This window comes from Pseudomonas sp. 6D_7.1_Bac1 (assembly GCF_025465945.1).
In the GTDB taxonomy this organism is placed as follows: Bacteria; Pseudomonadota; Gammaproteobacteria; order Pseudomonadales; family Pseudomonadaceae; genus Aquipseudomonas.
On sequence record NZ_JANLNW010000001.1, the window covers coordinates 1 to 15881 of the forward strand.

The 15881-nt window shown below is 60.6% G+C and carries 10 protein-coding genes; all 10 read right to left on the reverse strand.

The genetic code is table 11. The features are described 5' to 3' along the window. Nucleotides 1-62 precede the first annotated feature (62 nt). Complete coding sequence (locus NTD87_RS00005) at nt 63-1130, reverse strand: autotransporter outer membrane beta-barrel domain-containing protein (RefSeq protein WP_262111009.1); 1068 nt, start codon at nt 1128-1130, stop codon at nt 63-65. Nucleotides 1131-1450: 320 nt separating this feature from the next. Further along, the gene (locus NTD87_RS00010) at nt 1451-2251 is read right to left on the reverse strand and encodes an endonuclease/exonuclease/phosphatase family protein (protein ID WP_410017443.1); all 801 of its coding nucleotides are present in this window, start codon (nt 2249-2251) and stop codon (nt 1451-1453) included. 97 nt (nt 2252-2348) lie between these two features. Further along, nucleotides 2349-3107 carry a PIG-L deacetylase family protein gene (locus tag NTD87_RS00015; RefSeq protein WP_262111010.1) on the reverse strand — a complete coding sequence of 253 codons (759 nt, stop codon included), beginning with the start codon at nt 3105-3107 and terminating at the stop codon, nt 2349-2351. A gap of 242 nt (nt 3108-3349) precedes the next feature. Beyond that, nucleotides 3350-5509: a glycogen debranching protein GlgX gene (gene glgX / locus NTD87_RS00020; RefSeq protein ID WP_262111012.1), complete on the reverse strand. Its 2160-nt coding sequence runs from the start codon at nt 5507-5509 to the stop codon at nt 3350-3352. 85 nt (nt 5510-5594) lie between these two features. Continuing rightward, nucleotides 5595-5897: a DUF2934 domain-containing protein gene (locus tag NTD87_RS00025; RefSeq protein ID WP_262111013.1), complete on the reverse strand. Its 303-nt coding sequence runs from the start codon at nt 5895-5897 to the stop codon at nt 5595-5597. Nucleotides 5898-5918: 21 nt separating this feature from the next. Next, on the reverse strand, nt 5919-8705 hold the full coding sequence (locus NTD87_RS00030; RefSeq protein WP_262111014.1) for a malto-oligosyltrehalose synthase: 2787 nt from the start codon (nt 8703-8705) through the stop codon (nt 5919-5921). After that, a complete protein-coding gene (gene malQ / locus NTD87_RS00035) occupies nt 8702-10783 on the reverse strand; it encodes a 4-alpha-glucanotransferase (RefSeq protein WP_262111017.1) in 2082 nt (693 codons plus the stop codon). The genes NTD87_RS00030 and malQ overlap by 4 nt, the downstream gene beginning before the upstream one ends. After that, entirely contained in the window at nt 10776-12584 is a 1809-nt protein-coding gene (gene treZ / locus NTD87_RS00040; RefSeq protein WP_262111019.1) for a malto-oligosyltrehalose trehalohydrolase, read from the reverse strand. The genes malQ and treZ overlap by 8 nt, the downstream gene beginning before the upstream one ends. Before the next feature lie 13 nt (nt 12585-12597). Continuing rightward, a complete protein-coding gene (gene glgA / locus NTD87_RS00045) occupies nt 12598-14166 on the reverse strand; it encodes a glycogen synthase GlgA (RefSeq protein WP_262111020.1) in 1569 nt (522 codons plus the stop codon). A 640-nt stretch (nt 14167-14806) separates the two neighbouring features. Further along, entirely contained in the window at nt 14807-15832 is a 1026-nt protein-coding gene (locus NTD87_RS00050; protein WP_262111021.1) for an alpha/beta fold hydrolase, read from the reverse strand. Between the last annotated feature and the right edge of the window lie 49 nt (nt 15833-15881).

Consider the following 15881-nt stretch of genomic DNA (forward strand, 5'->3'; position numbering starts at 1 on the left):
GGGTTCAAATTAGGCGCCGTGGGGGCCGCCCCCCCCCCCCGCCCCCCCCACGCTCGGGGGAGTCACCAGAGCATCCGCACCCCAATACTGCCCATCAACCCATTCAAATCGTTGGCAATGGTAGCGGCGCTGTAATCGCCGCTGACATACAGGCTGACAGAGGGCGTGACTTTGGCCACCAATCCCAGCCCCAGTTCGACCGTGGACGAGTTTCGGCTGCTGCTGCTGAGCTTGTCGACCTGACCGAGGGTCACGGTGTCGCTGGTATTGACCGTGTGCCAAAAGTTGGTACGAACATAGGGTTCGATCGGCAGGCCCTTAATGTCATAACTCCCTTTCAAGCTTGCACCGACCCTGCCGCTCCAGGACGTCAAGTCGCTGGACGAGGCATTGCCGCTGCCGGCATACGGGGTGTCCAGGGTGACACGCTGGTTGATCAACTCTGCCTGGGGTTCGATTACCCAGTTATCGCTGATACCGATGGGGAACCCACCTTCCACCGAAAGGGTCATTGCGTTGCCTTCAGCGACTTGCCGCTGACCCTGATCATTGAGGCTGTAGCCATTGACCCGACCGCCGCTGGCGGTCAAGTCCACGTGCCAGCCGTTGGCGGCGGTCAGGCTCCAATAAGCGCCAAGGTTGGGGCCTTGCACGTTAAGGGTGTTGTTTGGATCGACGATGGCAGGGCCGATCAACAGGCCGTTGCCATTGCTCTGGAACTGGCTTATGCCGCCCACGAGACCCACGCGCTGAGTGCTGCCGCTGTTGTTTTGCAGGGTAATCAACGCCGGGCTTTTGAGTTCGGCGCCGGTCATGCCGGAAAACTGTGAGTTGAGGGCATCGCGTTCTGCGTTCCTGGCAGGTTGGCCGTAAACCCGATCCCAGTCTGAAGGAGCGGCTTGCTCGACTGTCAGCAACTGGTTATCAAGACCGGGATTGCGGATGAAACGGATGCTGTTACTCGTATCAGGTGTCGGCAGGTTGAACGCCGGGACATCTTGCCGATACCAGGGGATCGCCTGGTCATCGGTAGGGGACGCCTGAATCTCCATGGATGTGCACAGCAGCAGTGAAGTGGAAACGGTGTACAGAGTGATTTTGATCTCGTGTTGGATGAAGGAGGTGTTCATGGAGGTCTACCTGGCAATCGCATGCCGTATCTCGACTTGGCGTCTCTCCTACCCCGAACGAGGGGCGACCGATTTCATTGAGGCAAAACCCGTCGGCCCGCTGCAGCGGGTTTCCGGGGCTTGCCCCAGGAGGTATTTCCGGGGGTAGTAAGGTTTAGCTAAGAAGACTGCTGGCGTCGCGTCAAGAAATTGAACGATGAGCGGTATGGTTAAATTAGGCTCTGCAACTGACTGATTATTGGCAATTATCTAAGTCGTTGTTTATCTGGAGAATCATATTTTGACGTCAAATTAGAGTTTTTTTCCACGTCCGGAAGGTCTTAGAAATGCACTTCAACCGCCAGCGGCAGATGGTCGGAGAGGTGGGTCCACGGCTTGTTCCCTAGAATCTTCGGTTCGTGACTGCTGGCGTTGCGCAGGTAGATGCGGTCCAGTCGCAGCAGTGGAAAGCGCGCCGGATAGGTCTTGGCCGGGCGTCCGTGATGGAGCTCGAAGGCTTCGTGCAGATCGTCGCGTTGCGCGAGCGTGGCGTTGCCTTGAAGTTGCCAGTCATTGAAGTCGCCGGCGATGATCACCGGGGCATCGTCGGGCAATGACTCGATCAGCTGACAGAGCAGGGCCAGCTGCAATTGGCGATGGCTTTCCAACAGGCTCAGGTGGACACAGATCGCGTGTACTTCGGCGTGCCCCGGTACATCGAGCACGCAGTGCAGCAGCCCACGGCGCTCGGGCCCGGTGATGGAAACATCGAGGTTGCGATAGTGACGGATCGGGTATTTGGACAGCAGCGCATTGCCGTGATGGCCGTCGGGATACACCGCGTTGCGGCCGTAGGCGAAGTCGCTCCACATGCTGTCGGCGAGAAATTCGTATTGCGAGGACTGTGGCCAATTGTTATGGCGTGAGGCATGGCGATCATGTTCGCCGAGCACTTCCTGCAAAAACACCAGATCGGCGCAGGTACTGCGCACGGCTTCACGCAGTTCCGGAAGAATGAAACGCCGATTGAGGGCCGTGAAGCCCTTGTGGGTATTGACGGTCAGAACCCTGAGACGATGAATGGCCGGTGGTGGACTCATCGAGGCTGGATCGGCGGCGTGCCGGTCTGAATCGGGACTCACGTTCACTCCACTGAATCGGGCGGGTTATCTATGCGACTGATGCATTGGCCAGCAGTTCAGAGTATTGGCCAAGGCCAATGCATCACGCCTTTGAGGATCACACAAAAATGACTTCATAGGGTTGGCGCATCCGCGCCAGGATAACCCTGGGCAGCTTCGGCGCGATGCCGATCTCCGGTTCACCGTCCAGCTGGCTGGCGTACGCATGGGTGGCGTGGCATTTGCGCGCGACGGTCCAGGTGTCGAGGCGAACCTTGCGAGCGCGGTGCCAGGGAATCAACCCCTGATCGCGTGCGGGCCAATGCCAGGCCCAGAACGGCACTTCATTGAAACTCGCGCCGACCATGAGCGCTGCTTTTGCGGCGGCTCGACCCACGGTGTTATGGTCGATGATGCCGTCCTCACTCCAGGTAGTGAACACCACATCGCCCGGCCGCAGGTAGCGCGCGATGAATTGCGTCAACTGCAGTTCACGCTCGGCCAGCCCGTTATCGGTAAAACCGCCGCGGATCCATTTCAGGCTATGCATGGGCAAACCGAGGCGGCGCAGGGCTTCGACGCTTTCCTGAGGGCGAAACACGCTCAGGCGTTTCTCTGACCACAGGTTTGAGCCCGGATGACTGGCGCTACCGTCGGTAACCGAGATCAATTGCAAGGGATGGCCGAGGTTGGCGAACAACTGCAGCAGGCCGCCACAGGTCACCACTTCATCGCCAGGATGCGGCGCAATCACCACAGCGCGAGCGCCGGCGGGGATCAGGGTAGAGGTGCTGATGACTGGAACGTTATCCAGTTGCCGGGCAGTGTTCCAGATCTGCGCAGGCAAACTACTGTCGACGAGGGTAGTGGATTTCATGGCGATACGTCCTTGTTCTGGTTTGCCGTCACACGTATTGCGGCTGGCTGAACACGCCGGCGCAGACCCCTTGCGGCCAGATGATCGCAGGGCACAGCGCTCCAAACCCTGGATTGCTGCGTGCAGAGTATTGCTCATACAACACCATTCGTCGCCCCTGTCACCTCCTCAGCGAGTGTTTTTTTCTTCATGTAGCTGATTCAAGCACCGGCGATCGCTGCCGGCGGCGATAAAGTGTCGTCTCAGTCTTCGTCCTCGTGTTGCAACTCGAACAACAGCAATGAGCGTCCGGTCACGGAATATTCGTGACTGAACTCGAACCGTTCCTGGCCCCGAATCGAGGGCTGGTTGGTGTCGATCATGCAGGTCCAGAAACCGCCGTCAGGTACTTCTGGCAGCAGAAAGTTGACGATGTCGTGGTGAGCGTTGACCACCAGCAGCAAGGTGGCGTCAGCGCCTTTGCGGCGAATTCCGGTTTCCTGGGCGCGACCATCGAGCAACATGCCCAGGCACCGGCCGTGGCTGTCGTGCCATTGTTCGGTAGACATTTCGCTGCCGTCCGGTGCCAGCCAGGTGACGTCCTTGACGCCAATGTCCTCGTTGTAATTGCCCACCAGAAAGCGCCCACGACGCAGAATCGGATAGGTCAGGCGCAGTTTGATCAACCGTTTGACGAACTTGAGCAAGGCTTTGCCGTCTTCGCTCAGGTCCCAGTTGACCCAGCCAATTTCACTGTCCTGACAGTAGGCGTTGTTGTTGCCGTGCTGGGTTCGGGCAAATTCGTCGCCGGCCACCAGCATCGGTGTGCCTTGGGCCAGCAGCAGGGTGGCGAAGAAATTACGCATCTGCCGCTGGCGCAGCGCATTGATCTCGGGGTCGTCGGTGGGACCTTCAACGCCGTGATTCCAGGACAGGTTGTGATTACTGCCGTCCTGATTGTTTTCGTCGTTGGCTTCGTTGTGTTTGTCGTTATAGGAGACCAGGTCATTCAAGGTGAAACCGTCATGGGCGGTGACGAAGTTCATTGAGGCGTAGGGCCGGCGACCGCGCTGGTTGAACATCTCGGCAGAGGCGGTCATGCGCCCGGCAAAGTCGGCGAGCTGGCCGTCATCACCTTTCCAGAACGCGCGTACGGTGTCGCGGAAACGGTCGTTCCACTCGACCCAGCCCGGCGGAAAGCCGCCGACCTGATAGCCGCCGGGGCCAATGTCCCAGGGCTCGGCGATCATTTTCACCTGACGCAGAATCGGGTCCTGGCGGCAGGCGACGAGGAAGCTGTGACGCTCATCGAAACCGTCGTGGTAACGCCCGAGGATGGTCGCCAGGTCAAAGCGGAAACCGTCGACATGCATTTCCGAGGCCCAATAACGCAGCGAATCAGTGACCATTTGCAGTACGCAGGGGTGGCTCAGGTCCAGCGTGTTGCCAGTGCCGGAATCGTTGATATAGAAGCGCTTGTCGTCCGGCATCACGCGGTAGTAGGAAACATTGTCGATGCCGCGCATCGACAGGGTCGGGCCTTGCTCATTGCCCTCGGCGGTGTGGTTGTAGACCACGTCGAGAATCACTTCAAGGTTGGCTTCGTGCAGGTGCGCAACCATTTCCTTGAACTCGGCGATCTTGCCACTGGCCAGGTAACGCGGATCGGGGGCGAAGAACGCAATACTGTTGTAGCCCCAGTAATTGGTCATGCCCTTGTGCAGCAGGTGCTGGTCGTTGACGAAGGCGTGAATCGGCAATAACTCCACCGACGACACGCCGAGTTTGCGGATGTGTTCCAGCAGGTCATCGACCATTAACCCGGCGAAAGTCCCACGCACCGCCTCCGGGACGGATGGGTGACGCATGCTGATGCCGCGTACGTGAGTTTCGTAAATGATCGTTTGATCCCACGGCACGCTGACCCGATGGTCGTGACCCCAGGTGTGCGCAGGGTCGATGACCTTGCACTTGGGCACGAAGGGCGCACTGTCGCGCTCATCGAAACTGAGGTCGGCGTCGGGGTGGCCGATGGTGTAGCCAAACAAGGCTTCGGACCACTTCAATTGCCCCACCAACTGCTTGGCGTAGGGGTCGATCAACAATTTGTGGTGGTTGAAGCGGTGACCGTTCTGCGGGTCGTAAGGCCCATATACCCGGTAGCCGTAGATCAGCCCCGGATGGGCGTCCGGCAAATAGCCGTGAAAGATTTCATCGGTGTATTCCGGTAACTCGATACGTTCAAGTTCGACTTCACCGGCATCGTCGAACAGGCACAGTTCGACCTTGGTAGCGTTAGCCGAAAATATCGCGAAGTTGACCCCCAGACCATCCCAGGTCGCACCCAGCGGGAAGGGCAGGCCTTCACGGATACGCGAGGCCTCGGCGTGAGGTTCGGGCTCGGTTTTCTTGGGCGTGGTCATAACAGCTCCTCCAGGTGTTTTTCCGGGCCGTGCCACCTCGAAGTGGCGAGCCTGCCCGCCACGCGGTCAATCAGCACTGGCGCCCTCAACTGGCCGGCTTGCGCGGTGCTCGGGTTTTTTTCGCGGACGCAGGCTTTTCCCCCTGCGGCGTCACAGCGTGAGCGGCTGCAGAGGGTTTGGCTTTGGGCTTGACCGCCGAGGGCTTGCTGGCTGCGGTTTTGCCGCTGTTGGTTTTGGCGGCCTTGGCAGGCTTGGTCGGGGCCAAGGCTTCGGCCTCGGCGAGCTTGCACGCCATCTCCCAGTGGCGGGCCTCCTGGCCTTCGGGTTTCCCCTCGGACTCCCAGATCTGATAGGCAAATTCACGAATGCGTTTGTCATCGGTACTCATTGCAAGGCTCCTGAGTTGAACTCAAGTCTGGATAAACAGATTAACCGGGAAGTCCCCCAGCGCGGCGCTGATCAGCAGCTCCTTGTGGTGTATAACTGGGCCTGTTGAAAAAAGGCCCGTCAGCTTTTCGCCAGAGGCGGTGAACGGTAGTTTGACCCGGGTGTCGCCCCAGCGCGGGGCAGGCACCTGGGGTGTGGCACTGCTTGCCAGCAGCGGCGCGACCCGCACCGGTACCAGCACAATCGCCCGTTGGCCGTTGAGTTCACGGGCGAAAGCCAACACCCGTTCAGCTTCGCTGCCCACCACCTGCAACGCTTGATAACGACCCCGCCGAAACAGCTGCGGATATTGCGCGCGTACCGCCAACGTGCGAGCAATCAGCGCCTGTTTGATGTGCCCGTCGCGCCAGTTGTGCAGCAACTGCTCAGTGTCCACCGGGGTTTTCAATGCTTGCTGGCGGATGGTGAAATCAACCGCTCGCCGATTGTCCGGATCCACCAGGCTGAAGTCCCAAAACTCGTTGCCCTGATACAGGTCCGCAACCCCGGGCACCGTCATACGCAGCAAGGTTTGCGCCAATCCATTGAGCGCGCCGCCGCAAGCAATGGCCTGCACAGCGCTGGCGATGGCACTGCGTAATGGCAAGCCCTCGGGGCTGAGCAGCAGGCGTTCGAGAAATGCCCGAGTGGCCTGTTCGTAGACCTCATTCGGTGCATTCCAGCTGCTCTGGAGTTTGGCTTCGCGCAGGGCTTTTTGCTGCCACTGCCACAGGCGTTCGGTGTAGGCCGTCAGCGAAGGGGGGGCATCGCAACGAAGCGTCAGCGGCCAACTGGCGAGCAAGGTCTGGTACAGAATCAGTTCATCGGCAGCCGAGGGCATCGACGGATCGTCGCGCAGGACGCTGGCCTGTGCCCGCCAGTCTTCGACCTGTTCGGCATACCAGGCACTGCGTTCGCTGAGCAGGGCCAAACGTGTCCGGCTGTCTTCGCCGCGTTTGTGATCATGGGTGGCGGTGTTCAGCAGAGTGTCCGGAAACTTCGCGAGACGTTGGCTGCAAGCAGCGTGGAAGTCGGCGAGGGGGGCGCTGAACTGTTCGGTATTGAAGCCGACATCGTTACGCGACAACAGCACGCCTGAGCGATAGAACGCGGTGTCTTCCACGGCTTTGGCGGCGGTCGGCGAGGTCAACTGCTGAAAGCGTACGCAGGCGTGCTTGAGGATCTTGCGTTGACGGCCCACCGGGCGGGCGCGCCAAGGCTGCCCGCCGAGCCAGTGCGCCAGGTAGTCGAGCACCGGCCAGTCGGTTTCGCTCAAGGTCTGGCGGGCGCCCGTCATGGCATGCTGAAAAAACACTTCGTCTTGCGCTGAACGTCCTCGTGGGCTGATGTAGGTTCGGTACACCGGGAAATGCACGATCAGCTCCTGCAAGGCCCGACGAATCGCACCGAGGGTCAGATCCCGGCTCATCAGGTCATCGCGGGCCACTTGCAGCAAGGCCTGCGCGACACTTTCGAAGTCGCCGGCCAGCGAACCGTTGAGAATCTGTTGCCGCGCCAGTTGTGCTTCCTCGATGAACGCGGCGGGCCGCTCGGTGTGCCGGCTCCACAGCTCACCAAGCACTTGCGCACCTTGTGGGTCGTGTTGCAGCAACGACACTTGATTCATGAACTCATAGCCGGTGCTGCCATCGACTTGCCAGTCGTGGCGCAGGGTTTCACCTTCGCCGAGGATTTTTTCGACATAGATCGGCACGTGCCGCGAGGGCGACAACGCCTTCACCCGGCGCCTGAGTTTACGGCAGTAACCACGCGGGTCGGCGAGTCCGTCGATGTGGTCTACACGCAAACCATCCACCAGACCGTTGGCAATCAGCTCGAAAATTTTAGCGTGGATGGCTTCGAACACGGCCGGACGTTCGACCCGCAACCCCGCGAGTTCATTGACGTCGAAGAAGCGCCGCCAGTTGATGTCGTCGGCCGCCGTGCGCCAACTGGCCAGGCGATAACTCTGGCGTTCGAGCAGGTCGTGCAGCCGGGTGAAACCTTCGGGCTGGCGTGAGTCGTGGAGGCTGAGGTTGTGCTCGATGCAGCGCCGGATCGGCGGATCAGTCGCCAGTGTTGTCAGCGCCTGCTGCAAGGGACGCGCAAGGGAATGGGCATCGGTCTGGTAGTGCAGGGTGGTGAATTGATCGGCCAATGTTTTGAGTTGCTGCGCGTATTCGACGTCGAGCGAGTCGTCAGGCTTGAGCAGTTCAGCATAATCGGCGGGGCAGATCGGGAAGCGGTGCGCATAGTGCTCGACATGGAAACTGCCCTGTCCCGGATCAAAGCGCAGCGCGAGCGTGCCATCCTGTAGGGCGATGCCGTAGTCGCTGCCCAGGAACGGCAGTAACAGCTGACCTTCGAGCAGCGGGTCTGGCGAGTGCCATTGAATGTCGAAAAACTCACCGTAGGGGCTCAGCCGCCCCCATTCCAGCAAGTCCAGCCACCACGGATTGTCGGCGCCACCCACGGCCATGTGGTTGGACACGATGTCCAGAATCAACCCCATGTTCTGTGCACGCAGCGCGCTGACCAGCCGACGCAACGCGGCCTCGCCACCCAGCTCGGGATTGACCCGGGTCGGGTCGACCACGTCGTAGCCGTGCATCGACCCGGCCCGTGCGTTCAGCAGTGGCGAGGCATAGAGGTGGCTGATCCCTAGCGTGGCGAAGTACGGCACCAGCGGCACGGCGTCATCCAGCGTGAAGCGATGATGAAATTGCACGCGCAACGTCGCTCGTACGCTCGGGTCTTGCGCCTCGTTCATTGATCACGCTCGGCCGCCTGAAGGCGCGCGCAGGCAAGCAATTCCAGGCGTCGTGCGGCATCCGCGTCATCCAGCAGCACTTCGCTCTTATCGGACAAGCGCCGACGCCAGTTCGGGTGGCTGTCGAGGGTGCCGGGAAGGTTGGCCTGCTCATCGATACCCAGCGCATCTTCCAGCGGCAGCAACACCAATGGCGCGCGGGTATGGCCAAGGAAGCGCACGCTGGCGTCGAGCACCTGGTCGGTCTCGTGGGTTTCCTCACGGAAATTTTGCGGGTCCTGACTCAAGGCCCGACGCAAGCCTTCGCGTTCACGCTGGCGGTGTTCGCGCCAGTGCTGTTCACCGTCGCTGTCGACCAGCCCCAGCCGGGCATTCCACTCAATGTCGCGGCAATGCCACCAACCATTGAGCGTCGGCAGGTCATGGGTGCTGGTGGTGGCCAGCGCGTTGTCCGGCCAATCGAGAATCGGCTTGAAGTGCGCGCCATGGTCCTGCTCGAACAGCAGCACGCGCATGCCAAGGATCGAGCGGGCGATCAGTTTGTCGCGCAGGCCATCGGGCACGGTGCCGAGGTCTTCGCCGAGTACGATGGCTTGATGTCGATGGGATTCCAGGGTCAATAAACGCAACAGGTCGTCCACCGGGTAATACAGGTAGGCGCCGTCACTCGGTGGCGCGCCGAGGGGGATCACCCACAGCCGTTGCAGGCCCATGACATGGTCGATTCGCAGACCGCCCGCATGGGCAAAGTTGGCCCGCAGCATCTCGATGAACGCACGAAAACCGTTACGTATCAGCCCTTCGGGAGAAAACGCAGAGATCCCCCAGCCTTGACCCGCGCGGTTGAGAATGTCCGGTGGTGCGCCAACGGTGAGGGCCGCGAGCAATTCGTCCTGACGACTCCAGGCCTGGCTGCCACCGCCATCCGCACCGACGGCCAGGTCCGCAATCAAACCGATGCCCATACCACAACTGCGTGCAACGGTTTGCGCGCGTTGCAAGCTGCGGGCGATCAACCATTGGCAAAAGGCGTAAAAACCGATGCGCCCAGCGTTTTGCTCGGCAAATACCGCCAGTTCGGCACTGCGCGGGTTACGCCAGTGCGCAGGCCACTGGCGCCAGTCGAGGCTTTCGCCACGGGCGGCGCAGGCTTCCTGCAGGGCCTCGAAACGGCAATGGTTTTCCAGGGCTTCGCCACCGCAGTGGCGAAAGCTGCTGAAGTCCGCGTGCAAGGGATGATCGCCCCGGGAAAACCCCTCATACAGCGCTTGCAACAATTGCTGCTTGGCCTTGGCCGCGGCTGGCCAGTCAATCAGCGGTTGGGCTTCGAGTCGCTTGAGTTCGTCAGCCAGTTCGGTGGCGTCGATGGCCAGGCGCAAGGCGCGCTCGCCGAGAATTTCCCCTGGGGAGGCGTACAGACTGTTGAGAAACAAACGGCTGGAAGGTGAGTAGGGACTGTAGCGTTGCGTGTCGTTGCTGAACATCGCGTGCAGCGGGCTGATCGCTAGCGCGTCGGCGCCGCGTTCACCGGCAACGCGGGCGAGGTTTTCCAGCGCCTGCATGTCGCCAAAGCCTCCGTCGCCGGGGCGCCGTAATGAATACAGTTGCACGCTCAGGCCCCAGGCCCTGGGTGTCTGGTTGCCAACGGCGGCGGCCACGCTATGGCACCGCAAGGGGGCCACCGCCAGCGTGAAATGTTGGCCGGCGATGCTGACTTCCTGATAGCCCACCGGGATCAATCCTGGCAGAACCGCGTCGCCATCGAGTTTCAGGCTGAGGGTCGCGCCGTCTTCCAGGTGAATCTCACAGGGTGTTTCAGGGGCAAAATAATGCGCAAGCTCGAGCCCGGCACCCACGTCGACGGTCATCAAGGGCGGCAGGTGTTTTTGCTGTTGGTTCTGATGCAATTCTTGCAGGCTGGCGTCGATTTCCCGAGCGCTACCGGCCGGATGACCGAGCCCGGCGAGGACTGCTCGCAATGCGGTCGCAGCGACTTTTTGCGGTCGGCCATTGGCGTCGATCCAGTCGACTGCCAGGCCTGCTCGGCTGGCGAGAATTTCCAGTTGGGCATCACTCATGGGCGCTCTCCAATGGGGGTCGCAAGGGTGCCGCTGCCGTGAGGCTGACAAGCGCGCAGTAGGGGGCGAGGGTGCCTTGTTGCAGGTGGTCGAAGGACTGTTGTGGGCAGTCGAACAGCCGTCGAGCGTGGGGGAGTGGCGAATGGGGCACAGGCTGCGCACTGAGGTTCAGGTCGATGCACAGCAGGCTGCCATCGCCCATGTGCCAACGCGCACTCACCGCGCCTGTTGCCAGTACCGTGGCACCCAGGGCGTGAGCGCCAGGCAGGCGCGGGATGATTTCTCGATGACGGATCAGCAGCAGCTGTTGATAGAGCGCCAGGGTTGCTTGCTGCGCTATCGAACCGGATGACGTCAGTGTCGGGCGCGAAGCCTTGAAGGTGGGCAAAGCGTTCGGATCGGGAATCTGCGCGCGCGCGTGCGGATCGGCGAAGGCGCTGAAGGCCGCAAACTCGTTGCGTCGACCTTCACGCACCCACTGCGCCAGCTCAACGTGGTGGCTGGTGAAAAACAGAAAGGGTTCTTCAGCGGCGTATTCGTCGCCCATGAACAGCAACGGGATCATCGGTGACAACAACAAAAGTACTGTCGCCGCGTGCAGCGCCTGCGGTGAGGTCAACTGGTGCAGGCGCTCGCCAAAGGCACGGTTACCGATCTGGTCGTGGTTCTGTAGAAACAGCACGAAGGCGCTGGGCGGCAAATGCCCGCTGGGTTCGCCTCGGGCCTGTCCGTGGCGATTGGTATGACCCTGATAGGCGAAGCCCTGGCTCAGGCACCGGGCCAATTGTTCGGTGGGATGCTCGGCGAAGTCGGCGTAATAGGCGTCGGTTTCTCCGGTCAGCAGCACGTGCAGTGCATTGTGCCCATCGTCGTTCCACTGTGCATCGAAGCCCTGTTCCAGCAGGCTGGCCTGGTTGTGCTCGTTTTCCACGGTGAGCCAGACATGGCGTGGCGGATCGATGTACTGGTGTACCCGCGTCGCCAGTTCCTGAAGGAAATCCGGATCTTCGATGGCGTGCACCGCATCCAGGCGCAAACCGTCGAAACGGTACTCCAGCAGCCACATCAACGCGTTGTCGATAAAGAAGTCGCGCACCTCGCGACGTCGGAAATCAATGGCCGCGCCCCAGGGCGTGTGCAGGTCTTCGCGGAAAAAGCCCTTGGCGTAGTGATGCAGGTAATTGCCGTCCGGGCCGAAGTGGTTGTAAACCACGTCGATGATCACCGCCAGACCCAGGCCATGGGCGGTATCGATCAGATGCTTGAGCGCTTCAGGCGTGCCGTATGAAGACTGCGGCGCGTAGGGCAGCACGCCGTCATAACCCCAATTGCGCTCACCGGGAAACTGCGCCAGGGGCATCAGCTCGATGGCCGTTATGCCCAGTTTGGCTAGCCGCGGCAGGTGTTTTTCGACCTCGGCAAAACCGCCCAGCAAGCCAACATGCAGTTCGTAGATCACCGCTTCATGCCAGGGCCGGCCTTGCCAGAGGAGGTGCTGCCAACGGTAAGCGTGCGGGTCGATCACCACGCTCGGAGACTCCAGACCGCCGGCCTGGGCTCGGGAAGCCGGGTCCGGCACGTCCCGCTCGCCATCGATGCTGTAGCGATAGCGGCTGCCGGCCGGGCAATGGGTCGTGATCACGAACCATCCGTCCGCCTGGGGCAGCATCGGCAGCGATTGCCCGTCTTCGAGTTCGACACTCACATAAAACGCGTCTGGCGCCCACAGGGCGAAACGGGTGTGCTCGGCATCCAGCATAACGGCGCCGTGAGGCCAGGTTTCCAGAGTCCGAAACGGCATTCAAGAATCCCTCTCATTGCTGGACCGACTTACCCAATGTCTTCGCGACAAGTTGTTCGTAGAGCTCTGCGTAGGGTTCGACCGCTTTGCACCAGTTGAACGGCGCGGCCATGGCCCTGCAGCGCATGGCGTTCAACAGCGCCGGGAAGGCGAACACCTTGAACGCCCGGCGCAAGGCTTCCTCGTAACTGGCAACGGTGGATTCATCGAAGAGAAAACCGGTGACGCCATTTTCGATGGTGTCAGCCAGCCCGCCAGTATTGCGGGCCACCGGCAACGAGCCGAAACGCTGGGCATACATCTGGCTCAAGCCGCAGGGCTCATAGCGTGAGGGCATCAACAGAAAATCACTGCCGGCGAACATCCGCCGCGCATCGGTTTCGTTAAACCCGATGTGCACACCGATCTGTCCCGGAAAACGCAGGGCCAGGGCACGCATGGCTTGCTCTTCTTCCGGCTCGCCACGGCCGATGATCGCGATTTGCCCGCCCGAAGAGACGATGAACTCCGACACGGCTTCGGTCAGGTCCAGGCCTTTTTGGTAGACCAGTCGCGATACCACGGCGAAGAGCGGGCCCTTGGAGTCTTTCAAACCGAACATCTCACGCACGTGGGCGGCATTCACCGCTTTGCCGTCCCAGTCGCCGATGCTGAACGGGCAAAACAGGTGGGGATCGGTGGCAGCGTCCCAACTTTCGTCGATGCCGTTCGGGATGCCACTGAGCAAACCTTGTTGGGTCTTGCTGGCGAGGAAACCGTCGAGACCGCAGCCGAAGGCCGGGGTGGTGATTTCCTGGGCGTAGGTGGCGCTGACGGTGGTGATATGGCTCGAATAGGCCATGCCTGCCTTGAGGAACGACAGCTTGCCGTAGAACTCCATGCCTTCCTGTTGCAGGGCATGTTCGGGAATGCCCAGTTCAGGGCAGGACGCCAGGCTCACCACGCCTTGGTAAGCGAGGTTATGAATGGTGAACAGGGTCGGTGTGCGCTGGCCACGCCAGTGCATATAGGCCGGGGCGAGGCCGGCGGGCCAGTCGTGGGCGTGCACCAGATCCGGGCACCAGTGAATCTGTGCCAGGTTGGCGGCGATGTCGGCGGCGGCCAGGCCCAGGCGGGCAAAACGGATGTGGTTGTCTGGCCAGTCGCGGCCATTGTTGGCGCCGTAGGGCGAACCTTCACGCTCGTACAGCTCGGGGCAGATCAAGACGTAGATCACCAGCCCGTCCGGCATGTCCATGCGGCCGATCTTGCAGGGTGGCAAGGCGGCGTGACCGCCCAGCTCGCCGATGATGTGGATCGGGTTTTCGCTGTGCAGCACCTGCGGATAACCGGGGATCAATACCCGAATATCGTGCAAATGGGCCATGGCTCGCGGCAATGCGGCGGAGACGTCGCCCAGGCCACCGGTTTTCACCAGATCGGCGATTTCCGAGGTCACAAACAACACTTTCTTTTTATTCGGATTCTGACGTGGAGCGGGCAGTACCGTTTTCGCACCCGGGGCAAGAACCGACATCGAGGTCGGTTCGCCGATGTGTTGGTGAGAATGCTCTCCCTGGATTTCTAAAGCGGCACTGTTCATGTGGTTCTCCCGTTTTATTGATCTGTTTCTCACCGGTGATACAAGCAGCCACTTCCTGTGGCCGGGCGCAAAAGCGCTACGCAAGGAACAGCAAACGCTGGTCGATGCGCTGAAGCTCAAAGGCTGTAGTGGTTGTTGCAAGGATTGCACCAGTCGCTGCGGCCCACCTTTAACCTGACCCGTCGCTTCGGCAGAAAGTTTCGAGTTTTTTCCCCCACAAAATGACCGGCCGGTCTCCAGTCACGAAATGGAGTCTAGGACAGAACATAGAGCGCGGTATGTGACGTTTTGAAATTGTTCGACAATCGGTTCTGAGGTCGCGATTTCCGGGGCTTGTGAAGGAGCGTTGCACCGATGAGTTGCAGTTTTTTCGCAGGTTTGGCACGAAAAGAGGGAGAGGGTTGCCAGAGGGTAGGGCACGGCAAAGAGTCATCCGCACCATGTTGGTGCGAATGGTTTGCAGAAGAAGACACCGCCGATCCTGTAGCAGATGGCGCAGCCTGCGTTCGGCCGCGAAGCGGTCGTGAAACCATGCCCTGCGGTGCTTCAGGCTCACCGCGTCGTCAGCATTTAAGACCACTGCGCGGCCGAACGCAGCCTTCGGCAGCTGCTACGGGATTTGCGGTGTGCTATTGCCTCTTCAAAGGGTCGACGTGGTCTTGGCCAGCCAGCCAAGTAACGCTTGGTGAAAGAGGGCGGGCTCTTCCATTTGTGGGGCGTGACCGAGGCCGGGAAACTCGATCAGTGTCGACTGTGGAATCAGTTGCGCAACCTGTTTGCCCAATACGTCGTAATGACCGATTTTTGCCTTGACCGCGGGCGACGCAATGTCGCTGCCGATGGCGGTGGTGTCGGACGTACCGATCAATAGCAGGGTCGGCATTTTCAGGTCCTTGAACTCGTAGAACACCGGTTGCGTGAAGATCATGTCGTAGATCAGTGCCGAGTTCCACGCCACCTGTGTATGACCCGGGCCCTTGTTCAAGCCCGCGAGCATATCCACCCAACGGTCGAACTCGGGTTTCCAGCGGCCGGCGTAATAGGTGCTGCGTTCATAGTTGCGAATGCCGTCGGCGGACAGTTTGAGCTCGCGCTCATACCATTGATCGACCGTGCGATAAGGCACGCCGAGGGCTTTCCAGTCTTCCAGGCCGATGGGATTGACCAGCGCCAGTTGTTCGACTTGCCCGGGGTATTGCAGTGCGTAACGGGTGGCGAGCATCCCGCCGGTGGAGTGGCCCAGCAGGCTGGTCTTCTGAATGCCGAGCTTGACCAGCAGGGCGTGGGTATTGCTCGCCAGTTGCTGGAAACTGTATTGATAGTTGTCCGGCTTGCTGGAGGTGCAGAAACCGATCTGATCCGGGGCGATCACTCGGTAACCTGCGTCGCTCAAGGCCTTGATCGAACTGTCCCAGGTCGCGCCGCAGAAGTTCTTGCCATGCATCAGCACCACGCTGTGGCCGTTGGCCTTGCCACTGGCGGCGACGTCCATATAACCCATTTGCAGGGTTTTACCCTGGGACTCGAAGGCAAAATGCTTAACGGTGTAGGGATAGTCGAAGCCTTGCAGTTCCGGCCCATAGGCGGGACCTTCGGCGTGGGCCAGGACCGGAATCGCGACCGTCAGGAACAGGCCGGACAACCAAAGATGAGGTGAGCTGGGCATAGGTGAACTCCGTTGCGAATCGGCCGATGCTGGAACGTCGTGATTAGGG